The organism is Parapedobacter brassicae (assembly GCF_051400755.1).
Taxonomy (GTDB): Bacteria; Bacteroidota; Bacteroidia; order Sphingobacteriales; family Sphingobacteriaceae; genus Parapedobacter.
This window is the reverse complement of record NZ_JBLFFL010000012.1, coordinates 15502-39542: the sequence shown is the minus strand read 5'-3', so window position 1 is coordinate 39542 and position 24041 is coordinate 15502. Positions and strand designations below refer to the sequence as shown.

The window sequence follows — 24041 nt, the reverse complement described above, 5'->3', positions numbered from 1 at the left end:
TTGCGCAAAAATAACATGCCCATGTTACCTCAATATTATGTTTGCTCCCGAAGGGTTTACACCTACGCACCTCAGCAGTTTACGAACGAGGCATTCGCCAAACTCATAACGATTCAGGATTCAAATCCAAAAATATTATAATAATATCGGATTCAAATCCAAAAATATTATAATTTTGCTTAGTTATGAAAACCATTGTTAAGCGAAAATTGGCAGACACCGTTCAAGCCCGTCTATTCAAAGGGAAGGCTATCATTATATTTGGGCCCCGGCAAGCCGGCAAATCCACTTTGGTCGAAGACGTATTAGAAGGGAGGGAGTATCTCTATTTAAATGGGGATGACGCCGATATCCGTGAAAATTTCGCGAATACGACTTCAACGCGCCTACGTACTCAGATCGGCAAACACAGTATCGTATTCATCGACGAAGCACAACGGATCAATAACGTCGAGCTCACATTGAAGCTTTTCACCGACCAGCTCAAAGACGTCCAGGTCATTGCCACCGGCTCTTCTGCATTTGAACTCTCAAGCCAGATCAACGAACCACTTACTGGCAGGAAATACGAATACATGCTGTATCCACTTAGTTTTGGTGAGATGGTGGCCCATCACGGATTGATCACCGAACATCGGTTGCTTGATCACCGGCTTATTTACGGATATTACCCCGAGATAGCCACCACATCCGGTGACGAAAAGGAACTGCTTAAGCTACTGGCCAGCAGCTATCTCTACAAAGACTTGCTCACCTTGGAGCAGATTAAGAAGCCCCATGTCTTAGAGAAGCTGATTAAAGCCTTAGCGCTTCAGATTGGCAGCGAAGTCAGCTATCATGAACTTGCCCAGCTAACCGGGAGCGACAGCAAAACTGTCGAAAAATATATTGATCTTCTCGAAAAAGCCTTTGTCGTATTCCGTCTTTCCGCATTTAGCCGAAATGTGCGCAATGAAATTAAAAAAGGTAAAAAGATTTACTTTTATGATTGCGGCATACGCAATGCTGTCATCAATAATTTCAAACCCTTATCCTCAAGGACAGACACCGGCTCACTTTGGGAAAACTTTTGCGTATCCGAACGACTGAAGGCGTTGCGCTATGCCAATCAGGATGTAGATGCTTATTTCTGGCGGACTACACAGCAGCAAGAAGTAGACCTTATCGAAGAGCGGGAAGGCCAACTTTTTGCGTTTGAGTTCAAGTGGAATGAGAAAACCAAAGTCACCTTTCCACAAACGCTTACCGGCAATTACAATATCGCAGCGACGACGGCCATTTCGCCAGCTACTGTTGCAGACTTCCTCTTACTTTGACAACTACACAAACTTCGTTAATAGATCAAGCATTTTCCGGTCGAGCTTTTGCCCATACCAGTCTTCATACGCCACGTCTTTCCGTTCCGAATTTAGGATGCCGAAAGTTCCGTCAAATTCCCAAAGCGAAAATCCGATACCGTATTCCGTCAATACGGAAAACAGGTCGTCCATCCAGGCCAAGGCAACCTGATGAGGAGTCTCTTTCCAAGCACCGCATTCCCCACAATGTACCCCCCTTCCCTGTTCCACCAATGCTATCCAAGGCGCAAATTGCTCCCGTAGCCATGCTTTGTCGAGCACCTGCCCGTTTTCCACGCCCGGCCACGTCACTTCGGGCAAGTCGTCGGGATGCTGGAATACCCAAGGCGCCTTGTAGTGAGATACCAATCCTGGCGCGTATCCCCTGCAGCTTTGGCCCACATCCAAATCCGGGATATTATCGATGACCTCGGCGCCGATGTTATTGCCATCGGCAATGACCAGGTGGCTGGGATCGGATGCGCGTATCGTTTCGTAGCCTTTTACAATCAGGCTGCGGTACAGTTCTTTCGGCACGGCACTGCGCCGTGAAAACTGATCGTTCATGTCTTCACGCAAACAGGGCTCATTCAGCAAATCAAAACTGATTTGATCGCGTGTTTTCGCACGGAAGAGCTTACTCCAGTATGCCCAATGGAATACAAACGCCTCCATGGCCTCGGGGTCCTTCCACAGATTGTAAGGCTCCTCAAATCCGGCATTTACACAAAACCCGGGTGCCCGGTGCAGGTTTACACAGACATGCAAGCCACAGCGGTTGGCATTCTCCACCAAATCCACCACCTGCTGCACCTGCTGTTCATCTATTTGGTATACTTCATTTGGCATAATGGGTCTCGACCGGTCGAACTTCACGTAATATGGATAAGCCATCGGCACGCGCACAAAGTCAAAACCCCAATCCGCCATCCAACGGAAGTGTTCCTGCGTGGTGTGCTGCCGCCGATGCTTAGGGTCAGGGTTAAAGAAGTCCAGCACATTGAATCCCTTCCATCGCGGAAGCGCATTGGTAGGCGTGGCGGCCAGTAATTCCCTACCTTGCAGCAGAGGCAAACCTGTCAGCCCCAAGGCCAGCGCCCCCGCATGTTTTATCATTTCTCGTCGCTGCATTTTCGTCTTTTTTAAGGCTGTTGCAATCCCGTAAGTATGCGCTGTTCTGTCGAACTTGATTTTTAATTCCATCGAATTCGATGGTACTCCGATTCCTCATCCTGTTCTGCAAAATGTAGTCGCTGCGTTCAGAACTACCCAGTTCTGCTCGACGGCTTCTTTAAGGTAATAAGACCTGGCGTTGGAATCCGAGACCCTCATGATCAGCTGAAAATGAGACCAATTCAATTTAGCAGACACTGTCTGCTGAATTTGATTCTGATTTGGAAAGGTCAAGTAAAACAAACGAAAACTTCGGATGTTGGTTTCCGAAAACCCTCGACCAAAGCTCGCCGTAAGTTGCTTAGATAGCATTTTTATAACTTCCTTGCCATAGGCTGCTCGTTCTTGTCCATTCTGTTCTTCCTCTACGATTCTTTTGCCCGTCAACCAATAGGCCTCGACCATTGCGGTGTTTACCGCATGATAGACCTTTCGGCGGCCTTCCTCAATAATGGCGATGACATCGGCGACAACTGTTTCCATAACATTTAGATTCATGCTAACAAAAGTAGCAAATATCTGTAACTATAGCAATTCGCCTCTACGACCTGCTACGACAGTCAAGTTTGACGTTGCATGGCGTAGCAAAGACCAATGTGATCGGCTGGAAGACCGCGCTATAGCGCCTGCTCTTTGTTGATGTTAGTGGTGAGCATAAAAAAGGCGATCAGCAGGTTTGAAGAAGGGAAATCCTGCAATTTACTCCCTGGTAAATGTAAATTCGCCCCCGTTTTGTTTAAGTACAAGCGAACCCTCCGCCAGACTAAACTCGATGACCACGCCGGCCTGCTCAAACTTAAATTTATCCTTTCCGGTGGCCTCTAGGGGAAACGAAGGCTGTCCCGTTACTTGCGCTAGTAGCGTATTCCCGTCATTTGTGATGGTTATCTTTACTGGCAATTGCTTGGAAGCATATACGCCTAGATACTGCTGCGCCTCGTCTTCCTTCAGCTGGTACTTGCCGAATACGGGGATGTCGTACGGTTTGTTGAAAACGGCGCTCAATACGGCTATTGCCACATCGTTGTTGCTTATTGCAGCACCGTTAGACGTAAGGGCAAATGAAACCCCGTCATCCGGAAAATACCCCCAAGTAGACCGAAACCCATCGATGCTCCCCGAATGCCCAAAGGCTTTCTTTTCATGAAACGGAATTTGGAACAACCCCATCCCATACCCGTCTCTAATCGTTTTCATCAGCGCCACGCTTTCTTCGGATATGATTTTGCCGCCAAGCAGGGCTTCTCCAAACTTGATGATGTCCGTAGGTGTAGCGATGATCGCTCCTGCACCAAGCGGTATCGAAGTGTCGGTCTCCGGTTCCACTACCCAGCCGTTTACGGCTTTGTAAGACCGCGCTTCGTTGTTTCCTGGATCAATCGTGCGACCAACAAAGGTATTTGTTAAACCGACCGGCTTGGCAATGTACTCGTCTAGCAGTGATGCATATGGCTTTCCAAACGCTTTTTCCAGTATGTAGGTCAGCAATACGTAGTTGGAGTTACTATAATTTGCCTTAGCATCAGGCTGGAAGTCACTACCAGATGCAGCGATGATCGCAACCAGTTCCTTTTCCGATTTCGGGGTTGTATGCCACTCCAAGTAATCGGGGTTGTTGGTAAAGTTCGCTATACCGCTCCGGTGGTTCAGCAACTGGCTTACGGTTATTTTCCCGGCATTTTCTACCGTTGGGAAATAAATGTCTATCGTTTGGTCCAGGTTCAGTTTGTTTTCCGCTGCCGCTTTCATTACCAACGTAGCCGTAAACGTTTTGCTGATCGATCCTATCCGGTATTTTGTGTTTCCATCAGCCGCTTTTGGTTTGCCCACTTCCAGGTATCCCACCGATCTGGTGTAGATCACTTCGCCGTTTTTCGATACCGCTACACTACCCATAAACTTGTTGTTCTTTTCAATAGCGTCGAAGTAGGCGTCCAGTTTGTTTTTGTCGATATCTTGGCCGGAGGCAGCCACCCCGACAGCTAAAAACAATAATGTGATAGAAGTTCGTCTTGCCATGTTATTTTGATGCTAACCATTCCAGTTTGTTACTGTGTTTGGCAGGCGATTTCCATATCGAAAACAAAAAATCCGAAAAAGCGGTTAAAGCTGTTTTGGATGCTTTAGGGGTCAAATATGAACTCGAAGAGTCTGTCACTTTTCCAGAGCATGTCATAACGGGTGTGCGTAGGGCGCAAGAAGACGTAAAAGTCGGCCAAGTTAAAAAATACGAAGGCCTTAATACGCTCCTAAACCAATGCCGGGCATTTCGCACTTAATTAAAAGCTTGCCGAAACTCTATTGGCGACATACTCGTTTTTTTCTTAAAAAGCGTACTGAAAGATTGCGCATGTTCAAAACCCAGCGCATAAGCAATTTCACTGACCGATAAATTGGTTGTTGACAATCTTTCTTTAGCCAGATCTATTAATTTCTCGTGAATATGTTGTTGTGTATTCTGGCCCGTATGTACACGAAGTAAATCACTCAGGTAGTTGGGAGAAAGATTCATCAAGTCTGCGATGTGCTGCACCGTCAACAAGCCGCGGGTTTCTGTTTGCCTCCCGCTAAAATAATCATCAACCAGGTGATGAAATTTTGCTAATAATTGATGATTGTTATTTTTACGCGTAATAAACTGGCGTTCGTAAAAACGGTTTGAGTAGTTCAACAGCAGTTCAATTTGTGAAAGAATAATTTCTTGCGTATGCCTGTCGATGTGCACACACTCTTTGTAGATTTTATCCAGGATGGTCACAAGATTTTCCTCTTCTTCTGCCGATAAATGTAAAGCTTCATTTACGGAATAAGAGAAAAAACCATATTGATGGATGCTGGTGGCCAGGCTGTGTTTCAATAAAAAATCGGGATGAAAAATCAGTAAATAACCCGAACCACATTCCGTGGCTTGCAAATCGAGGTGCTGAACTTGGTTAGGTGCAGTAAAACTTAACACACCTTTATCGTAATCATAATGCTGCTGTCCGTATCTGATTTTGCCGGTGGCTTCCCGTTTTAATGCCACACAATAAAAGCGGTTCACAAATCCCTTCCAGATTTCATCTTCTAGAAAAATGCAATGATCCAGATTGATGACACTAACCAAAGGATGCAGGGGCTCGGGAAGCGACAAAAGATGGTGGAACTGAGAAATTGATTTAATGGCGTTCATGCGTGTAATTTATGAATTAAAGGAAGAAGAAATACGGCTGCATTGTCAAAAAATGCAGCCGATGCCTTTTAATTAATCGATCAAGCCCATACTAAATTCATCATAAGGCTTACCGGTATCGGTACCAAGTGGCACAATGCTTTCTAATTGCGACAAATCCGATTCATCCAGTGCGATAAGCGTGGCCCCCAGATTTTGCTCCAGATATTGACGGCGTTTTGTTCCGGGTATCGGCACAAAGCCTTTATTGATGATCCATGCCAGGGCAAGTTGAGAAGATGTCACATTCTTTTTTGCTGCTAATGCCTCAATCGCTTTTACTAATTCGATATTCTTGTGAAAATGCGCTTCCTGAAACCGCGGAATCGCTCTGCGAAAATCATTTTCAGGAAGATCGTCTATACTTTTGATTTGGCCAGATAAAAACCCGCGACCGAGCGGTGAATAAGCCACAAAGCCTACGCCCAAATCCTTTAACGTGTTTAAAACACCGCGCTCTTCAACAGTACGCTCAAATAAGGAGTATTCACTTTGCACAGCAGTTACCGGGTGAATGGCATGAGCTCGTTTAACTGTTTCTGATGATACCTCCGATAGACCAATATAACCGATTTTCCCCTCCTTAACCAATTCACTCATGGCGCCTACGGTTTCCTCAATAGGTGTATTCTTATCTAGCCGGTGCATATAGTATAAATCGATGAAATCCGTTTTGAGGTTTTTCAGTGAGCGCTCCACCGCTTTTTTTACATATTCCTTTTTACCGTTAATGGCCCAGGTCACTTTATTGTGATCATCAATCTCCCAGCCAAATTTGGTTGCAATAATATACTGGTCACGCTTATTGGCAATGGCTTTGGCAATAAGCTGTTCATTTTTAAAGGGGCCATACAAATCTGCCGTATCCAAAAAATTCCCACCCATTTCCAGCGAGCGGTGGATGGTAGCGATGGCTTCCTGTTCATCTGCAGGACCATACATGTGGCCATCTTCAAAACCCGTCATGCCCATACACCCTAAACCAATATTCGGTACAACCAAACCCTGGTTTCCTAATGCTATTTTTTTAATTTCCATAATTCTGATGTTTTTTAACGATTCAAAATTCGTTAAGATGTGCAAAGACCTTGTATGCAAAACCCCGAACATCGTTTGCAAAACGGGGATAAGCTTTAGTTTTCTGTTTCTCAGCCAATCCGAGATAAAGAAGTCGCCGGAATAAAAAGTTCAAAGCATGACCTCCTCTTCCGGGCTGATCTCGCCGATCATGTACTGGTTGATGCCACAGATTTTCATTTCGTCCAATATATCCACCAAGCTGGCGTAAGCCGCGCGTGCACTTGGCCGTATCACCACGATGAGGCCTTTACCGTCGTCGGTCAGTTTTGGCACCTCGTCTTTCTTCTGCAATAGTATCTCCCGGATACCATCTTTGCCCATTACCGTCGAGTGCGGGCCTGCCAGCGGTTCCGCCAGCATGCCCCAATACCAATCCACCCTGCCACCCTCCCCCAGCAAAACGGTTACAGTGCGGTCGTCCGCCAGCGGAGCGAAGTCAGTGGAATCTGTGATGTCTGGCATCGCCACATCAAGCGCCTGCTCCTTGTCGAGGGTAGTGGTAAGCATAAAGAAGGTGATTAGCAAAAATGCCAGGTCTACCATTGCCGTGAGGTCAACCCTGGGTTGCAATCTCCGTCCGGTGTTCAATTCAGCCATGATATTTACGGGTTTATACTTGTATCTACCAATAGGATGAAAAACCGAATTGATTTCCATACGGTTCGCAACTACAAGCGGATATGCCCCAAATTTTCACTGTGTCGACCGCTCAAATACTGTGACGACCCCCGGGTTTACCCGTGTCGAACGGCGCAATGACGAGTAACATAGCGCAGCACTGTAGCAAAAAGCGATTTGTTTGCGTTCAACTATAGACAAAACCAATAAAGCTATGTCTACTCATCCCATAAGGCGTTACCTGATGCTGGTCATCGGGTTAATGGTATTCGCCGCATGCAGTAAAAAAGAGCTGGCAATCGACCCGAACAATCCGCTGCTCGGCACGTGGGTTCAAACCGGCAATGAGGAAAACACGGACATTTACACACGGGCCTCCCGACTGAAGGACGACCGCTATGGCCTGATATTCCAAGCAGATGGCCAAGTGGTGATGCGTCAGATTGCAGGGTGGTGTGCTACGCCACCAGTGGTATATGCCAATTACGAGGGCCGGTGGGACCAATCCGGCGCTACCCTACAGATTACCACGCACTACATGTGGATGCCTAGCGAAACCAAGCAAACATGGCAGATCCTTTCGGTCGATGGCGAGCGGCTCGTACTGGCCTATCAATGAAGCACCATCCAGCTAGAACGATTACCCCAAACCAAGCGTCGTCCAGGAATACAGAGCCAAGTGTATTTTCAATGGATATAAAGTAGCGTATACTGCAATTGTGTTGAAGAAACAGAATCAGCTGACCCTGTAGCCCTCAGCGCCCTTCAATCGCCAATTCAGCTTATAGATTTACCAATGCAATGCCTGCTCAAGTTCGGCTTCGTAATACGCTCTCCCCACGTGGTGTATTCGTAAGGTCGACGTCTTTTGGCATCCGTTTTGGTTAAAACACAACAAGCGTTCTGATGAAATCACTCCACGCTACGAAATGGGAGTGTATAGCTACTCGTACAGCGCAGTGGACTAACGTGGCAGAACATTGGCACGGCCAAGCGCATCGGGATGCCGACAAGAAGAAGAAATGGAAGATGGACCAACAGTTTTTGACAAAGATTTCTAATCATTAGCACATGAAAACGATTCAATCAGTTTTAGTATTCACTTTGATTTTCGCCACAGGCTTTCTAACTTCTTGCAATAAAATCAAAGAAAATCTGCAAGCAGATTTTGACTATGAAGCAGAAGCCATTACCGTCACTATACCGGCCATACCGGTTGTTGGAGACGGCCTTGAACTGACCACCGAGGTAGCGATGGATCTGGATGCGATAATCCAGCAAAATGCCCCTTTGGTCAGCGCCAATAATGTCAGGCAGATTAATCTGACCGGCATTACCGTCGAACTGGCGGATGCAGACGAGGACAACAACCTCCAAAACCTGGAAACTATCCGGGTGGCGGTCGGAGCCGATGGCGTTGGAGAGAAGGTTATAGCGGAGATCGCCGACAATCCGGATGTATACGAAACGTCGCTGTCTATCCCTGTAACAGGCGGGGCAGTGGATCTTAAACCGTATATCATGAAGAAAAAGTTTGACTATACGCTAAATGTCAAGCCAAGGAGAGGTACGACCAAATCCTTGAACGTTACGATTAAGACGTTTTACACGTTCGTCGTTGGGGTGTAAGAACGAAACTGTTTAATCCTGCTTGCTTTCTAAACCCGTCGAATTCGATGGATTTAAAATCCAGATATGTAAAATTCCCAAAAAACCTAAGACCTCGAATGTGTGCCATATATGACGGATTTGTATGGCAATTCATCCAGTAGCCGCCCTATTCATTGTACCCCTCTTCGTTTTGGTTAAATTCCTTCAAGTAAAAGCAGGCACTCTCCGGGTTAATGGTTTCGTAATATCCAATCAGTTTCATGAAAGTATCGATGGCCATACCATGGTCCGTGAAGGAAAGAAGGTTGTCCAAACACCGTGCTATCGTGTTGCTGTCTGTTTCTTTCCTAGCAATGATGGCGTCCACTTCGCTTTCCAGAAACGGAATTTGTTCCCGCATGAGTCTGTGTAGGGGCTCCAAAGGCTTTTGATCTCGTCAACGAATTGCTTGTCCATTCTATTTTGTTTTGCTAACGTTTTCGTGGGGGGAGAAAATAACCACTTTCTGACTTAGGGTACCAGCAATCCTTTCCATACCCTCCAGTATCGTTTCTTGGTTTTCGAAATTAATGTGTAAAAAGTGCATGGTTTATCTATCTGGCTAATGATTCGAAGGTAGCAATTTTAACATCGTGAAGAATAGGTAGTCTACATTTGAGATCGCGTGGGCATCATGACCATCAGCGACTATTCCGCTTACATCAAGGCTTTTTCCCTTTAACCTTTTTAATTTCTTTTCCTTTTTCCAGTTTTTTGATACTATCTGCCGTTGGGAGGTCTTCGGGCATCGTACCGCCTAGTTCCTTTATCGTCTTGCGCACGGTCTTACCCACTTCATAATGCGTCTGGTTGGCTGCCGTCTTCCCTTTGATATTTTCCCGGCGCAATTTCTCCTCGGTCTGTGTAGCGCGGAAAAGATTAGCCGCCAGCTCGGTGCTGCCCATGTGATCCAGAATCTGTTGGCTTTTCTTAAGCCCTTTTCGTGTGTGTATTGCCTTAGCGTCTAACCCACCGTACAACCCTTTGTAACCATGGTTCTGAAATATTGCATAATCCACCGGCTCTACCACACCGGCATTTTTGGCGGCTGCCGCAAGCTGTGTGTTGTGTCTGCTCAACTCGTTGCGCAGGAATAGTCGCTTCTCTTCTTCCGTTACAAGCCTATTGTAGGCTTCCATCTGCTGGATTTCCTGTATCCGCGTCTGTACCGCAAAATAGGTCTGGCCCAACGCAACTATTTTTTTTCCGGGGTCTGCATTTTGAACAATGAGGTAGCAAGCATAGCGGGATAGCTTAATATCTTCGATTTTTCTTTCTGCGCCCAGTCCTATTTTAACCATTTCGTGGACTTGCACGAAATGGTCTAATACGTCTTGATTGCTATTTTTGCATGCTTCTTTGGCTTTAGTAAACAAACTCTGTATCTTTGTGTCGAACCAGTGAAAACCCGAATGGATCGTAGTTGGTGGTTTATTTAAGACATTGGCCGCTTCATTTGCTGGAGGCGGCTTTTTTTTATTTATTTTAACGGGACTAAAAAACTGTGTTTTATGAAGACCACCTTTACCTACATGATTTGGTACCGCATCGTTGTTACTATTATCGCGGGTGCTTTAATTACTGGTCTCACCATCTTATGTATGCCCTTTTGGCGAATTGTGATAGACCCGGAAAACTCTGGAAAACTATTGTTGATGGCTTGGACTATCGTCGTTAGTCTCTCTCTTATAGCTACAGCGCTTATTGTATACCTGATTTGGATATACAGTTGGCGGTTAAAACTTTATGACGACTATTTTACCGTTCGCTCTGGGCCGTTCCAAAAGCAGACGATTAATTATGCAACAGTAGGTTTTGTGCGTTTTGATAGCTTAGGCACGTTCGTGTACGTCATTGGATATCCTTATGTGAAAGTGCACATTCCTAATTTCATATCGGATCAGCACCTTATAGTAACGGCAATTGATCGAGGCTATGCAGCGAACCAATTGAGGAATTACCAGTCCACAAAAATATTTTCCATTGTACTTAAATTTATAGCCTGTCCCTTGATGTTGTTTAATTCGGCATTAGCCTATCCATATCGTTATACCTTACCCGTCACTTTTTGCCTTGTCCCACTACTGCTCATTGCTCACTGGCAGTGGCAAAAACTTCGGAAATTCGAGCATTTGTTTCCTGTGGGTACGGGTATTGTGCCTGTTTACATTCTGACCATTGTCGGGTTAGTCGCCGCTATTCATCATAATTTTGCACTACATCCGGATTATATGCTTTTCCCTTTTGCATTTATTCCGGCAGCCCTTCTGTCATTGGTGGCGAAGCGCTTTGGTATTTTTGACTTCCGTGTCACTCTGCTTAATTCGGCATCTGTTGTATTTTTCGTATCACTCCCTATCTACTGTTATTGTCTATTGGTATCGGTCAATACCTTGCTGGATACAGCCGAACCCGAACGGAGAGTCGCGACGGTAACTCAGCTAGTCGGCTCAAACAATACGATTGTCCAACCGTTGGCTACGATTATTATTTGGCAGGATACCGAGCATCCGTATGGGGATATATCTCCTACGTTTCCGTTATTTGAAAAGATGCAGGTGGGCGGGCAGATCGAGCTTGATGTGCATCGTGGATGGTTGGACATACCGTGGTATCAGCGAGGATATAGCATCTTTAATGATGGAGATATTGGTATCGTTGCTGTAAAAGCGGAGCCACAATAAACATCTATCACTCATCAAACCATTATCAGCCATGCAAGAGCACCAACAAACCAATGAAAGCGCTATCGAAGAAACCTACGCTTATAACGAACAACCCGCTACCTGTCCGCTATGTGGAAACCGCACCACGTTTGACCAACTGGCTACATCAGGCCAACAACGCCATCGTTGTCTTACCAGCTCATGCCAATATACCTTCATGCTAGGCGATAACTAGAAGACAATTCCATATCTTTAGCCACTGTAAACATCACCTATGACCCGCGCATACTATTCCGATACAGCCGCTCGTTTTTTGCACACGTCAGATGAAGCACTGCTGGGCATGCTCACCCAACAGACCACATTCAGTGTAGAGCTTCTCAGCGCGGCGCATGGCAGCAACAAAAAAGGAGCCGATGGGAGCGCATCCTCAAAGCTGAGCGCAAGCAGTACCTCAAAAATGCTTACCGCGTGTTGCTTACCCGCGCAAGGCAGGGTATGGTTATTGTGGTGCCCGAGGGTGATACAGAAGATCATACCCGTAGCGAAGTGTTTTATGATGATACTTACGACTACTTGAAAAGTATTGGATTTCCCGTATTATGAATACAGCGCTTTCAACATACCTCCACACACTCACCCACCTCAAACGAGGCGGTACGCGATACGGCATAGCTCCTCACAAGCCCGTGCTCGTGCTTACATTAATCGAACTCGTGGATAAGCGCATCGTCATGGACAATCGCTTCGAGGCCAATGCCGATCTGGTAGGGCGATTTCTGGAAAATTGGCAACTGCTTGTCTCCACTCCACACCAAGCCGACTTCACACAACCATTTTATTACCTGCAAAGTGACAAGGCCAATGGCGAACCTTTTTGGCACTTACAGCCAAAGCCCGACTGCCAAATCAATGCCCATATCAAAAGTGTAAACACACTGGCCGAGGTGCTGGATTATGGCGAACTACGCACAGACTTCTTTGTGCTCCTCCAAGATCCTGTGAGCCGTACCCGCCTGCAAACCGCGATATTAGATACTTACTTTCCTGAGCGCAAAACCTACTTCCTTGCCGCCAAGCGCAGCGGCGAGGGCTATCTCCACGATGTGGAGGCCTACATCCTACAAGAGCCGGAGGCCAAATACAAAACGGTCACCGTCGACACCGAGGAAGAAGTATTTGTACGCAATGGGCTGTTCAAGCGGCACATCATCCAGCTCTATCAAAGCACCTGTGCATTTACCGGCATGCGCCTGGTATCACTTCATGGTCATAGCTTTGTGGATGCCTGCCATATCGTGCCATTCAGCGTGAGCCATGATGACCGGATTGGCAATGGCATAGCACTGTGCCCGAATATGCACCGCGCGTTTGACCGCGGATTGCTGAGCATAAATGAAGATTATCAAATTATCGTGTCACTACATTTTACGGAGAATGATGATCATGACTATAGTCTGCGAAAATTACATGGAAGAAAAATCCAAGGGCCTCACGCGACGCAATATCTTCCTCAACTCGATAAATTGAGTTGGCATAGACAACATATCTTTAAAATGTAGTCACTACTCATTACGCAAATGCTGCGTTTCGAAGGTGATTTAATGAGACATCAAAATACCGTTCGTTAGAAAACATACTTCTTTTACGTTCGCTCCAACTTTCCAAATACGCCTGAACGACTTGTTTTTCGAATGTTCTTTCCTTTTTTACGATATAATCAATTGACGATAGGAGTTCCAATGCGAAATCCGAGTAAAATCCCTCAAGGAAACGCATTGTCCTCTGGGCGATTTCCAAAAGTTCGGGCCTGCCTTCTACATACAATTTGACCGTTTCATAACCATCAGCCACCAATGTCAAGGGCTCAAATGGCTTTTTATCCATGCCGCTATATCCCATGATGTAGCTACCGTTCAGTGCATACAATACACGGCGTACTTTTCCCGAATAAGGGCCGTAGAAATTGGGCTGAAAATCAAGTTTAAAATACTTCTTCGCCCCAAATCGCTGTAAAAAATAGCAAACCTTCTCACAAGAAAATTCGGACACGTATTCCCCATTTTTCACCAGGTCGTAAAGAACATAGAGCAGCAATGCCCTTGCATCTGTCAATTTAGCACGTTCCTTTTTTAAATGCTCCTTTATGTGGGTTGTAGGTTCGTAAACTAATATATCTATATCCAGATAACCGAGTTTATCACTGATCATCCTTTTTACTTTCTCCCATTCAAGCCCGCCGTTGCCCGCACCAAGAGGAGGTATAGCAATATTTTTAATGTTGTATTCGTTTATTATCCGCACTAAATCATCCAATCCATCTTCAATAAACGAGTATTCCGAAGGTTTTCGCCAATCTTTTTTCGTTGGAAAGTTAATGATTAGCTTCTCGCCAGCGTCAAGGTTACTATCACGCGTTACCAAAAGCTTGCCTATCTCAACTTCTTCTTTTTTGCAAGCTTCTGCGTATGCCTTAAAATTACTAGGAAACGCTTTTTTGAATTGCAAGGCAATGCCTTTGCCCATCACACCAACGGTGTTTACAGTATTTACCAATGCTTGGGCGCCGCTTTCTAAAATATTACCTGTTAGGTATTTAATCATAGTCCTATTAATAATACGCTTTGGGCACTACTTTTATTATCTCCTCATCAACACCAAAATTGATAAGTTTCTTTTTGGCATTTTCGTTATAGCATCCTATTGCTGTGATAAAGTCAGGAGGCAAATCACCTCCTACCAAAAATTCAGCCTGCTTTTTGCGTTTCAGACTCAGATTCTCCTGACCACTCCAATAAGAAGCTTGTACAGCTGACCAATCAATAATAGTAGGCAACTCATTGATTTTTTCACGATCATAAAACGTTGTGAAATTATCGGTTGCGTGCCCATCCGTAAAATAGAAATCAAAACCCGAATCAATAACTTTATCTATCGGACATGCCAAATATACAATTTCTTCGGCAGGCGTTGCCTTCACAACAAAGTTACCACCAATTTGCATAACGTACAACATGGGCATCCTGATCCCAAATAAAATGGAATAAAATCGCCCAGCACAATCGATGATGGATTGGCCATCGAATAATCCCCGTTGTTTATATAAACTTGTTTAGTATCCCTATTGTTAATTAGCGTAACATCTCCGATAGAAATATAATGTGAGTTGGCATTGGGCGACTTATAATGTGTAATTCCATGTTGAAGCAAATGGGGAATGTTCCCTATGTGCGTCATGCGGTACACTTTTATATTCGCCAATATCATAAAGTTTATTTTAGGCGTCGAGAATAAAGGAGCAAATATATAACATATTGGAGCGAAGATAATCAAATGACGATCATTTAAGCTAGCTTTTGCAAGACGTTGCTTTCGACGTCCACTCGATAAAATTTGTCTAACCTTCATATAATCAAATAACAATTGATGGTATCCTCACAAAAACAATCAACTCATTATCAAATACTTCCCTATTTGTCCTTTCTGTTTAGGGATTCTCAGCATACTCTTGCTCAATAAAATAATTTAGCAATGGAAACAACTACAAGTGTCCAAAATTATCAAGACGCCATGGCGTATGAGCGTTTCATGAAAACAGCCTATCGTTATTTTCAACGTGACAAGCGTAGAGGAATTTGCAGCTCCGAATTTCATTTACTATATCATATTGAAAACGGCTACAGTCATGCTGGGATTAGTTATGCTTCACAACTGAAAAAGGTCCAACGATTTATTTTAAGAGCCATGGAACATATTGAATTGACCAGATATATCCCAAACAAAGTCCAACCTATCTGGGAAGCAATGAAGCTAGACATAGAAAACAGCATCGAAACTGATTATTTGTCAACTACTGTTGCAGAAATCCACACATTTATCACAAGTTTGAGGGGCATATGTTAATGCATCACTGCATGCTAGGATCACAATCAATTCTATTTTTTTCATCCAATAAGCGAATTTTTCTTGGCTTGGCCGTTGCCACGGCCAAGCCAAGAAAAACCCCTACCTTTGCTTTCATGCCGCACCTCCTCACCACGCCGCAGCGCTCGTATAACATGAGCCGTATCCGGGCTAAGGATACCAAACCCGAGCTGCTGCTGCGCAAGGCACTTTGGGCAAAGGGCATCCGCTACCGTACGCATGCTAAAAACCTGCCCGGCAGGCCGGATATCGTCATCCGCAAGTATCGACTGGCCATTTTTGTGGATGGGGAGTTTTGGCATGGCCATCAGTGGGAAAAGGCCAAGGGCATCATCAAGAGCAATCGCGACTTTTGGATACCGAAAATCGAGCGCAACATCCAGCGCGACAAGGAAAGCAACGCCGCACTTATTGCCCCGGGATATACAGTGTTCAGGTTCTGGGGGAAGGATGTGCGGAAGAATCTGCAGCAGTGTGTCAATCAGATACAACTCTATCTCGAGACGGCCGGAGAGGGGCGGGTGCCTTATCCTGTGGATTATTGAAGCAAAATCAATTCCGTCGTTTTCTATCTTTCTTAATCACCCGTTCGTATAAATCATCCGCCACGCGTTTCACCCGTTTTGCCAACCCTTCCGCTTCATAAGGTACTTCATGCTCCGGCACCGATGCCAACATATCCCAAAGTTTATTATGTATCGCATGCAGCTGATCGTTGATCGGAAATTTCCTGTCAATCGCTATCTGATAAGCCTTATCCAACCAACCGCGCTCGTCCAGACACCTTACAGCCTCTTCGCATTCCACCACCCTGCCGAGCTTCGGGATATCTACGTCCAAATCTGATAATATCGGACGTATTCCCTTTTCCGTGTTGCCCAACAACCAATTAAGGAGGCGAGCTATATTATCCAGTTTCAGGTCCGCCGGATTATAACCGCTCAAGCTTTCCACACCCACAAAGCGCTGGATGCGATTGTCGTGCAGTGCTCTTGCCACATATGAATAATAAATTCTGTTTCCTTCAATCAGCTTCCGATCCCACACACCCGCTTCCTCTGCTGTGAGGATGAGGCGATAGGGTGTCATGAACCCACGAAGCTCCCGCCTCCCTATTCCCAAGTAATTTGCTACCTGATAATCCGACACCAAGTAGTCATCCGTCAATCGGTGGAAAAAGGAAGCCTTTGCATACCCATCCCACCCCACGGCGCCCATACCGTGCCGGTGGGCTAAAAGTGGCCACGCCGATTGGCGGTCAGGCACTATGATCACGGGAATCTCCGTAAGACTATCCAACAATTCGGATGTAGGCTTAGGCAACCAATTCGGATAATACCGCGCATACTGCTCACTGTTTAAAATAATGTGCACCGCAGCCAGCCGACGATTTCCATCGAACACAACATAGCGCGAGCCAACGGGAGTGACCAACATGGGTTCTGCTTCAAAATATCCGCCGGAGAGGATGGCTGCTATCAATCCCTTCACACCATATACCTCACATAGCGCGGTAAACGGATCAAAGGGCACATCGAGATGCTTGCTTCCCCACGATGCGAAGCGTTGGTTATCGAGGTCGAAAACAAGTAACTCGATTGCAACGTATTGATTGAATGATTGGTCAAGAAGTTTAGTCATAATGATTATAAAAGGTTTTCGATGAATAATAATGTGCTGCAAACATACAAAAAGTTCACTTATATCCGATTGACCATGCATAACTAACCCCGTATCTTGCCGAATGGATATTCGTGTGCGCATTGGATATAGAATCAAAGAGTTACGCAAGGAAGCAGGGTTAACTCAGGAGAAGCTTGCTTTTGAATCCACTGTTGACAAAACTTATGTCAACGAAGTGGAAAACGGTAAGCGGAATATATCTATCGTGAACCTTGAAAAAATCATTAAAGCATTGGGAGTTTCCATTAAGGACTTTTTTAATACGTCAACCTTTTCAAATTAATCTAATTACGATGGCAACGAAGTCGATGCTAAAGGCAGTGGATTTCTTTTGTGGTGCAGGGGGTATGTCGTGCGGATTTTCCCAGGCGGGCGTTAAGATTCTTGCCGGTATTGATATTGAAAAACAATTCAGGGACACATATCTTACCAATCACCAGGAAGCAAAATTCATTAATAAAAACATTATAAAGTATCAACCTGAGGAACTTCAGGAAGACATCGGGATTACTAAATTCGATGACAAGTTAATCTTTATCGGTTGCAGCCCTTGCCAGTACTGGAGCAGAATAAATAACCTCAGGCATAAGTCCTCGTATTCAAACAATTTGATTTACGATTTCCAGCGGTTCATCAAGTACTTTATGCCCGCGTATGTGGTAGTGGAAAACGTTCCAGGCATTTTAAAAAACAAAAACAATCACGTACTACTGGACTTTTTGGATTTCTTGATCTTTCACGGCTATAAATACGAGTACAGAATCATACAGACCAATCATTATGGTGTACCCCAAAAAAGAAATCGGTTTGTCCTTATCGCGTCCCGAGTGGAAGAAGCAACATGCTTTCCTGAACCGGAAATCCGGGATGATATGACAGTGAGGGCATTTATCGGACCTCATAATGGATTTCCGATATTACGAGATGGCCACACCGATCCGAACGATATTATGAATAGTACTTCTGCTCTTAGCCCTCTAAATAAACTTCGTATTAAACTTACTCCAAAAGATGGCGGAGATCGTATGGCATGGAAAGACAATCCACGCCTCCAAATACCCGCATACGAGGGAAAAGACCACTATTATCGAAGCGTTTATGGCCGCCTTTGGTGGGATAAGCCATCGACGACGATTACCACCAGATTTATCGCCACTTCGTGTGGAAGATTTGGTCATCCAGAGGAAGATAGAGGGCTTTCCCTGAAGGAGGGCGCAACATTACAAACGTTTCCAAAGGACTATAAATTCATTGGGGGACTAGTAAGCGTTGCAAAGCAAATCGGCAACGCTGTGCCTCCTGAAATGGCAAAAAGAGTGGCTCAAGCAATAGTATTGGCAAATGGCTAAATTTAAAACAAGCGCAAGAGCTTTAGATTTACTGGGGCGTCAACAAATTGCTGGGATTCCCACGGCTATTAATGAGTTGTTCAAAAATGCTCACGATGCCTATGCAGACAACGTTGATGTCGATTATTTGCGAAAAGAAAAGTTGTTGATTTTGAGAGACAACGGTCTCGGAATGACTAGAAGCGATTTCGAGTCCCGTTGGTTAACATTAGGTACCGACAGCAAATTTCAAGGAGGAAAAACTCCTATGCCCTCCATTGATTCATCAAAAGCCTTACGACCAATAATGGGGGAAAAGGGCATAGGGAGATTAGCTATTGCATCAATTGGCAGTCAGCTATTACTGTTAACAAGAGCAAAGAATCAAAGGGATTCAGAAAACAAAATAGTTGCCGCCTTGATTAATTGGAATATCTTCGAACTACCCGGACTCGATTTGGAGGATATCGTTATCCCCATCAAGGAATTTGACAACCTTCCTTCTAATCATGAGGTTGACGAGATGAAGGAAACGTTAATGAACTCCCTTGATGAATTAGTAACTATTGGAAAGGTTTCATTGGTCGACATTGAAAAGCTACTTGCTACAATAAAGGATTTTTCGGTTTCCCCTCATGACTTAAATGAAAAATTATTGGGGAATTTTACATTAAGTGAAGGGTTTTCTGGCACTCATTTTTATATATCCCCAACAGACGAGTCCCTTAACTCAGATATTGATGGAGAAAAAGATAAATCAACTTCAACTAAAATCGAAAAGATGTTGTTGGGTTTCACCAATACAATGACTCCCGACCACCCCGCTCCGAACATCACCCCTGCATTCAGAGATCATAGTAGTTTAGGGGGCACCTACATCGATATCTTTAACAAGGATAATTTTTTCACTCCAGAAGACTTTTCCTTAGCTGACCATCACTTTAGTGGCACTTTTGACGAATACGGCCAGTTTTCGGGAAGAGTAGGTGTGTATCAGACAAAAGAATTTGAACATAAAATTCCTTGGTCAGGCAACCATTTTAAAAAAACAGAGTGTGGTTCATTCAAGATTAACGTAGCTTACCTGCAAGGAAAGCTAACTCAATCCATAATTGAAAGAGAAGAACATACGCGCCTATTGGCAAAAAGCGATAGACACGGAGGCTTGTATCTTTACAAAGATAATATCCGGATATTGCCTTATGGCAACTCTGATTATGACTGGCTAGACATAGAAAAGAACCGCACGAAAAGTGCATCTTACTATTTTTTTTCCTTTAGAAGGATGTTTGGAGTAATCGACATTTCTAAAGAATTTAACAACAATTTAACGGAGAAGGCAGGCCGGGAGGGCTTTATTGAAAATAAAGCGTACCGCCAATTTCGGGATATCCTGAAAAATTTCTTTATACAATTGGCTGGAGACTTCTTTAGAGAGGGCAGTGCTGCCGGTCCTAAATCGGAAATATGGGTAAAGAAGAGGGAAGAAAGACAGGCATATTACCGAGCGCTTGAAAGAAGGGACAAGCAAGCGTCGGCTAGGAAAGAAAAATTTCATAGTTCATTAAACCACTTTTTTGACAGCATAAATAATAACACCTATGAGTCGAATTTGGGTAGCTTATTAATTGATATTGAGAAAAGATTTGAATCCATTGCTCAAATAGAGGATCCAGAAGAAGCGAGTCAGGCATTGATAGACCATGAATTGGGCTCAAGGGAGTTATTAGGAGATTTCATCCAGAAGATTAAAATTAATCAGCCGAAAGGGTTTACTATTTCAAAAGATTCCCGGAAAGATTATGAGGCGTACCTTACAGAATTCGACAAATTACAGAATAATATTCTGAAAGGTGCCTATGACAAAATTGATACTATTGTTGAAGACTATTCCAATCGCCTCCAAATTGAAATCAGTAAACGTAAAAGGCTAGAACAAGCAGTTGACTTTATCTCGCAACAAGCTGAAAAAGCAACCCGGCAGAAACAAAGGGAAGCAAAAGATGCTTTAGCTGAAGTGACAAAAAATGTATCTGAGCTGGCTAGGGAGCTCATGATTGATCTTGAGAATAAAATCCGTGAAATCAAAGAAGGATTCACAAGATTAGAAATTAATAATTCCCTAGATTTTGATCTTGTTAAAGAAAGACAGCGAATCGAAGATGAGATTATCAAAGAAAGAGACAAAGCTTCATTCGTGTTGGAGAGTATAATCAAGCAGCTTCATGGCATTTATTGGGATAAAGACAATCCAGAAGAAATCATCACGAGTGACCAGATTAATGATGCGATTTCAGAAGAACTAGAAGAATTGAGGGAGAGGGTTCATGCTGATATTGAGTTAAGCCAGTTAGGTCTTGCCGTAAGTGTTATACATCATGAATTTAATAGCACCGTTAACTCAATCAGAAATAGCCTAAAGGATTTGAAAGCGTGGGCTGATGTTAATGAAAAATTGGACGGGGTTTACAACAACATCAGAGTCAATTTTGAGCATTTAGATGGGTATTTAACGTTATTTACGCCATTAAATAGGCGATTATATAGAAGTAAGGAAAACATTCCTACTAATGAAATTAAAATATTTTTGGTCGATTTGTTTGGCGCTAGATTAAAAAGGCATAATATACGACTTATACATACAAAAGGCTTTCAAAAAAGAAAAATACACGGGTACAGATCAACATTTTACCCTGTTTTCGTCAATATTATAGACAATGCGATACATTGGCTTAACCAAGCGAACGTTGAGGAGAAAATCATCAGGCTTCATGCGGATGATACGGGTTTGTACATTTCAAATAATGGCCCTGAAATCGCTGCAAATGACTCCGAAAGAATCTTTGAACTTGGATATACGAAAAAGGTCCAAGGGCGAGGAATGGGACTTCACATTAGTCGCGAAGTTCTTTCAGCAGAAGATTATCGGATATTTCTCGACACGTCTAGGGAAGGGAGCAATGTCACGTTTAAAATAGAATCAATCAATAAACCATAGTAAATGAGCACTCCATTTTTTAATAAATCCAAGGAAATCGCTAACGACTTTATCCAAAGCGCTTTATTCGTTGACGATGAAATATATGGAAATCATGAGGGTAGCACGCATGCCCTAGACTCCCAAGCACTGGTTAAAGCATTTGCAAAAGCCAAGAAATTGTGTGCGCTAAATAGCCCTAAAACAGTAGAAGAATTTGAGGATGTTATCCATGTCGCTTTAAAATCGGACATAACAATTCTAGACTGGAAACTAAATCTTGATCAGAATACCAATGCTGATAATGATGAGGAAGATGTGGCGGAAATAGATCCCAGAGGCACATACACACTACAGCTCATAGAAAAACTTATTGCCGAAGATAGAAATGAACTAAAGTTAGTATTAATCTATACCGGTGAAACAGGTTTGCAGAATATTGTTGACGAAGTATTTAATAAATTTGAAAATAAGGGAATTCTGAGAATTTCTGAGAATACTTTAGGTAATTCAAGTTGCAGGATTAGAATTGCCGGAAAGCCCTCTTTGGAGGGAACTTTCACCCACACTCCTGAACTGAACAGTTGGGTTCTTAAATATGAGGATGTTCCCGATTATTTATTGACAGAATTCACAAAAATGACGTCTGGCTTAGTTTCCAATGTAGCCCTAAAAGCTATTTCATGTCTCCGGTCAAATGTTGATAAAATTTTAAAGATATATAATAAGGACCTTGATGCTGCTTTTTTAGCTCATCGAGCAATGTTACCTGTTCCTGAGGACGCAGCTGAACTTCTTAAAGACTCCATAGTTGATAGCTTTGATTCCATAATAGATTATTCCGAATTAGAGAAATATTGTGATTTCAATACAATTGGTAAATGGCTAAAATCAAATGCAATTAATGACGAAACACTAACTTTTGGGAAAAAGAGTATAGTCATCAAGAATGCCGTAAGACATTCTTGGTTGCGTGATGGCTTTTTAAAGTCAATGGAAGATGCGTGGCCTACTAGTTATCCAAGCGAAGAGTTTCCGTTGAAAAAGTTGGAGGGTATTTATCATCGGGAATTACATAAATCCGAGATCGTAAAGTATTTTAAACCCCATGATACCACCACATCCAACATTGATGAACAATTTTCGATACTCACCCATCACAAAAGCAATTATTCAAGCCCAACTTATAGACCTAAGCTTACGCTAGGATCTATAGTAAAAGGAAAAATTTCAAATGAATACTGGTTGTGCATTCAGCAAAAATGTGACAGTGTACGTATAGACAGTGATAATCGACGTTTTTTGTTTATCCCCTTAGTACCCGTAGTGGGCGATGGTAATTTTAATGTTGTAATAAATGACTTTGATGACAGCCGGACTTTCACCAAGCTAAAAATCACAATAGCTAGCTATGACTTAAAAACAATCCGATTTAAAGCGAATAGAGATGGGGTGGTGTATGCAAAGAAAAGCGGACAGTCTAAGCGCTATGTATTTTATCCTATTTATTATAGAGCAAACAAAGCAAAAAGCGAATGTTATCATTGGGTTCTGGATTTAAAAGATTCACATGCCCAGCGTATAGCGAATAAGTATGCGGCAACTTTATCTCGCGTTGGGCTCGATGAATATGAGTGGTTGAGAAGGTGGGGTGGGAACTAAAGGATTTTAGTATATGAATCAACGCGATTTGGTTGCAACTATAATTATTCTCTATTTCTTTAGTTATATGAGTTAAAAAGGAGTAATCGTTTAATTATTTTCCATTAACCTCCCCACACCAATCCCTGTCTAAGCATTTAATAAGTATATGGTCTACACCGTAATAAAGGATTTCGCTTCTTTTCAAAAAATGGCTGCCCGTTTGAAGTTTCAAAAAGCTTATTTAAGAAAAACTCCGATTCGGCATTTTTGATTCAACAATCCCAAAAGAACGTGTCATTTTTTAAAAACTACTTTATTAGTTCTATTGTAAAATTGTCATGCCTGTCTAATACATATTGATTTATTACTCGTTCTTTCTCAAGCTCATTTAAAACTGTGTCGAGTGTTTCATCGTCAAGACCCAACTCTTTAGCCAACCGCTTAAAGTTAAACCTTCCTTTACCGTTTTTATCGACTCCCTTGTTTATCAATTCGGTTACTTTAGATTTCTCTGTTGTTGAATCCATTTCAGTACTTTATTAGTTAACGTCATTAATTCAATCGGCTCCCATCCCGGTACACCTTCTTCATATTTTTATATACTGCGGTACATTGACAAGGGATTCATGAGGTTCCGGGTGAGTGCAAGCATCCAAATTATTGGATGGCTGTTTTCCGGCCGAATGTTACAAGCAATTTCATGGCATGTGTCTATTTATATCCTTAATATCACCTAAATCCTTTTGCCTT

Annotated in this window: 25 protein-coding genes and 1 pseudogene; 14 read left to right on the top strand and 12 right to left on the bottom strand. The window is 43.4% G+C overall.

Features of this window, described 5'->3' with window-relative positions:
* The first annotated feature begins 185 nt into the window (after positions 1-185).
* Positions 186-1316, top strand: coding sequence for an ATP-binding protein (locus ACMGDE_RS19190; RefSeq protein ID WP_436834452.1), 1131 nt, complete (start codon positions 186-188; stop codon positions 1314-1316).
* A 3-nt stretch (positions 1317-1319) separates the two neighbouring features.
* Here the strand turns inward: ACMGDE_RS19190 and ACMGDE_RS19185 are convergent, their stop codons facing one another.
* The 3 genes from ACMGDE_RS19185 to ACMGDE_RS19175 form a co-directional block, all read right to left on the bottom strand.
* Positions 1320-2468 (bottom strand): glycoside hydrolase family 5 protein, encoded by a 1149-nt coding sequence (locus tag ACMGDE_RS19185; RefSeq protein WP_436834451.1) that lies wholly within the window; start codon positions 2466-2468, stop codon positions 1320-1322.
* Between the two features lie 96 nt (positions 2469-2564).
* Complete coding sequence (locus tag ACMGDE_RS19180) at positions 2565-2993, bottom strand: DUF1016 N-terminal domain-containing protein (protein WP_436834450.1); 429 nt, start codon at positions 2991-2993, stop codon at positions 2565-2567.
* A 216-nt stretch (positions 2994-3209) separates the two neighbouring features.
* The gene (locus tag ACMGDE_RS19175) at positions 3210-4529 is read right to left on the bottom strand and encodes a serine hydrolase domain-containing protein (protein WP_436834449.1); all 1320 of its coding nucleotides are present in this window, start codon (positions 4527-4529) and stop codon (positions 3210-3212) included.
* Positions 4530-4567: 38 nt separating this feature from the next.
* Between ACMGDE_RS19175 and ACMGDE_RS19170 the strand changes: the two genes are divergently transcribed.
* A complete protein-coding gene (locus tag ACMGDE_RS19170) occupies positions 4568-4789 on the top strand; it encodes a hypothetical protein (RefSeq protein ID WP_436834448.1) in 222 nt (73 codons plus the stop codon).
* Here ACMGDE_RS19170 and ACMGDE_RS19165 read toward each other — a convergent pair.
* The 3 genes from ACMGDE_RS19165 to ACMGDE_RS19155 all read right to left on the bottom strand — a co-directional run bounded on the left by ACMGDE_RS19165 (position 4786) and on the right by ACMGDE_RS19155 (position 7398).
* Positions 4786-5682 (bottom strand): helix-turn-helix domain-containing protein, encoded by an 897-nt coding sequence (locus ACMGDE_RS19165; RefSeq protein WP_436834447.1) that lies wholly within the window; start codon positions 5680-5682, stop codon positions 4786-4788. The genes ACMGDE_RS19170 and ACMGDE_RS19165 overlap by 4 nt on opposite strands.
* Positions 5683-5754: 72 nt before the next feature.
* Positions 5755-6759 carry an aldo/keto reductase gene (locus ACMGDE_RS19160; protein WP_436834446.1) on the bottom strand — a complete coding sequence of 335 codons (1005 nt, stop codon included), beginning with the start codon at positions 6757-6759 and terminating at the stop codon, positions 5755-5757.
* A gap of 150 nt (positions 6760-6909) precedes the next feature.
* Complete coding sequence (locus tag ACMGDE_RS19155) at positions 6910-7398, bottom strand: ExbD/TolR family protein (RefSeq protein WP_436834445.1); 489 nt, start codon at positions 7396-7398, stop codon at positions 6910-6912.
* Between the two features lie 235 nt (positions 7399-7633).
* Between ACMGDE_RS19155 and ACMGDE_RS19150 the strand changes: the two genes are divergently transcribed.
* Together ACMGDE_RS19150 and ACMGDE_RS19145 are read left to right on the top strand one after the other, a co-directional pair.
* Positions 7634-8038, top strand: coding sequence for a hypothetical protein (locus ACMGDE_RS19150; protein WP_436834444.1), 405 nt, complete (start codon positions 7634-7636; stop codon positions 8036-8038).
* 452 nt (positions 8039-8490) lie between these two features.
* On the top strand, positions 8491-9048 hold the full coding sequence (locus tag ACMGDE_RS19145; RefSeq protein ID WP_436834443.1) for a hypothetical protein: 558 nt from the start codon (positions 8491-8493) through the stop codon (positions 9046-9048).
* Positions 9049-9196: 148 nt separating this feature from the next.
* Here the strand turns inward: ACMGDE_RS19145 and ACMGDE_RS19140 are convergent, their stop codons facing one another.
* Both ACMGDE_RS19140 and dinD read right to left on the bottom strand, forming a co-directional pair.
* Positions 9197-9430, bottom strand: coding sequence for a hypothetical protein (locus tag ACMGDE_RS19140; RefSeq protein WP_436834442.1), 234 nt, complete (start codon positions 9428-9430; stop codon positions 9197-9199).
* Between the two features lie 301 nt (positions 9431-9731).
* On the bottom strand, positions 9732-10445 hold the full coding sequence (gene dinD, locus ACMGDE_RS19135) for a DNA damage-inducible protein D (protein WP_436834441.1): 714 nt from the start codon (positions 10443-10445) through the stop codon (positions 9732-9734).
* A 135-nt stretch (positions 10446-10580) separates the two neighbouring features.
* Between dinD and ACMGDE_RS19130 the strand changes: the two genes are divergently transcribed.
* From ACMGDE_RS19130 to ACMGDE_RS19115, 4 genes are all read left to right on the top strand, one after another.
* Positions 10581-11753, top strand: coding sequence for a hypothetical protein (locus ACMGDE_RS19130; RefSeq protein ID WP_436834440.1), 1173 nt, complete (start codon positions 10581-10583; stop codon positions 11751-11753).
* A 31-nt stretch (positions 11754-11784) separates the two neighbouring features.
* Entirely contained in the window at positions 11785-11970 is a 186-nt protein-coding gene (locus ACMGDE_RS19125; protein ID WP_436834439.1) for a hypothetical protein, read from the top strand.
* Positions 11971-12098: 128 nt separating this feature from the next.
* On the top strand, positions 12099-12341 hold the full coding sequence (locus ACMGDE_RS19120; protein ID WP_436834475.1) for a DNA/RNA helicase domain-containing protein: 243 nt from the start codon (positions 12099-12101) through the stop codon (positions 12339-12341).
* Positions 12338-13297, top strand: coding sequence for an HNH endonuclease (locus ACMGDE_RS19115; RefSeq protein ID WP_436834438.1), 960 nt, complete (start codon positions 12338-12340; stop codon positions 13295-13297). Before ACMGDE_RS19120 ends, ACMGDE_RS19115 begins: the two co-directional genes overlap by 4 nt.
* A 10-nt stretch (positions 13298-13307) precedes the next feature.
* Here the strand turns inward: ACMGDE_RS19115 and darG are convergent, their stop codons facing one another.
* The gene (darG, locus tag ACMGDE_RS19110) at positions 13308-14339 is read right to left on the bottom strand and encodes a type II toxin-antitoxin system antitoxin DNA ADP-ribosyl glycohydrolase DarG (protein WP_436834437.1); all 1032 of its coding nucleotides are present in this window, start codon (positions 14337-14339) and stop codon (positions 13308-13310) included.
* 7 nt (positions 14340-14346) lie between these two features.
* A pseudogene (locus ACMGDE_RS19105) lies at positions 14347-14972 on the bottom strand (DUF4433 domain-containing protein).
* Positions 14973-15266: 294 nt separating this feature from the next.
* On the opposite strand from ACMGDE_RS19105, the gene ACMGDE_RS19100 reads away from it, so the two are divergent.
* Positions 15267-15638 (top strand): hypothetical protein, encoded by a 372-nt coding sequence (locus tag ACMGDE_RS19100; RefSeq protein ID WP_436834436.1) that lies wholly within the window; start codon positions 15267-15269, stop codon positions 15636-15638.
* 11 nt (positions 15639-15649) lie between these two features.
* Entirely contained in the window at positions 15650-16204 is a 555-nt protein-coding gene (locus ACMGDE_RS19095) for a very short patch repair endonuclease (RefSeq protein ID WP_436834435.1), read from the top strand.
* A gap of 7 nt (positions 16205-16211) precedes the next feature.
* On the opposite strand, the gene ACMGDE_RS19090 is transcribed toward ACMGDE_RS19095, so the two are convergent.
* The gene (locus tag ACMGDE_RS19090; protein WP_436834434.1) at positions 16212-17300 is read right to left on the bottom strand and encodes a hypothetical protein; all 1089 of its coding nucleotides are present in this window, start codon (positions 17298-17300) and stop codon (positions 16212-16214) included.
* Between the two features lie 103 nt (positions 17301-17403).
* On the opposite strand from ACMGDE_RS19090, the gene ACMGDE_RS19085 reads away from it, so the two are divergent.
* The 4 genes from ACMGDE_RS19085 to ACMGDE_RS19070 are packed head-to-tail and all read left to right on the top strand — an operon-like array spanning position 17404 to position 23309.
* Entirely contained in the window at positions 17404-17625 is a 222-nt protein-coding gene (locus ACMGDE_RS19085) for a helix-turn-helix domain-containing protein (protein ID WP_436834433.1), read from the top strand.
* Between the two features lie 10 nt (positions 17626-17635).
* Complete coding sequence (locus tag ACMGDE_RS19080) at positions 17636-18691, top strand: DNA cytosine methyltransferase (protein ID WP_436834432.1); 1056 nt, start codon at positions 17636-17638, stop codon at positions 18689-18691.
* On the top strand, positions 18684-21668 hold the full coding sequence (locus tag ACMGDE_RS19075; protein WP_436834431.1) for an ATP-binding protein: 2985 nt from the start codon (positions 18684-18686) through the stop codon (positions 21666-21668). The genes ACMGDE_RS19080 and ACMGDE_RS19075 overlap by 8 nt, the downstream gene beginning before the upstream one ends.
* Positions 21669-21671: 3 nt before the next feature.
* Positions 21672-23309, top strand: a complete 1638-nt coding sequence (locus tag ACMGDE_RS19070; RefSeq protein ID WP_436834430.1) for a response regulator receiver domain — start codon at positions 21672-21674, stop codon at positions 23307-23309.
* 290 nt (positions 23310-23599) lie between these two features.
* On the opposite strand, the gene ACMGDE_RS19065 is transcribed toward ACMGDE_RS19070, so the two are convergent.
* Positions 23600-23818, bottom strand: coding sequence for a hypothetical protein (locus ACMGDE_RS19065; RefSeq protein WP_436834429.1), 219 nt, complete (start codon positions 23816-23818; stop codon positions 23600-23602).
* Between the last annotated feature and the right edge of the window lie 223 nt (positions 23819-24041).